1 protein-coding gene is annotated in these 581 nt (G+C 56.6%); it reads right to left on the reverse strand.

Annotated features, from left to right (window positions below; all coding sequences use genetic code 11):
* Positions 1–46: 46 nt before the first annotated feature.
* Complete coding sequence (locus JCM12296_RS35520) at positions 47–319, reverse strand: efflux RND transporter periplasmic adaptor subunit (RefSeq protein ID WP_054702870.1); 273 nt, start codon at positions 317–319, stop codon at positions 47–49.
* Positions 320–581: the final 262 nt, after the last annotated feature.

Raw genomic sequence — 581 nt, forward strand, 5'->3', positions numbered from 1 at the left:
GGCCAGCTGGGCCGCCACCTGACGGTCGTCGATGACCACGAGCAGGTCACCCCTGCTTCACCGCGTCCCCCTCTTTGACGTTGAACGCCTGGATGGTGCCCATCAATTTACTCGAAACCGTGGCCGCCAGCCTGGCCTTGACCGTTCCCACCGCACCGTAGACGATCGGCTGAACGCCGCTGCGGACATCCATCACGCGCACGGCAACGGCGGGACCGCCGTCGGCCGTCGTGGTCCCCGGTTCGATCTTCTCCGAGCATTGAACAAGGAAGAGAATAAACAACAATGAGCACAGAAACGGCAGTACGAATTTTCTCATGGGTCGTTTCCTCGGGTTATTGATAGTTTCGATCCGGCCGAACCGACCGGCGTTGACAGGCTGCACCTTTTGAACCCGCTATCGGTCAAAAGGTTACGGAATTTTCTCATACGTGGATCTTTGGCGTCGCACCGGGGAGCCGGCTGGCCATGCGCGACCCGATCAAAGCCAAGCGCCCGATTCCGTTTTTCGACAGGTTTGGCGACAATGATGGTAATTCCGTTCTCTTTAACCATGAAATCAATATGATATCAAGCGTAAA

It is taken from the genome of Desulfosarcina cetonica JCM 12296, assembly GCF_001311845.1.
In the GTDB taxonomy this organism is placed as follows: domain Bacteria; phylum Desulfobacterota; class Desulfobacteria; order Desulfobacterales; family Desulfosarcinaceae; genus Desulfosarcina; species Desulfosarcina cetonica.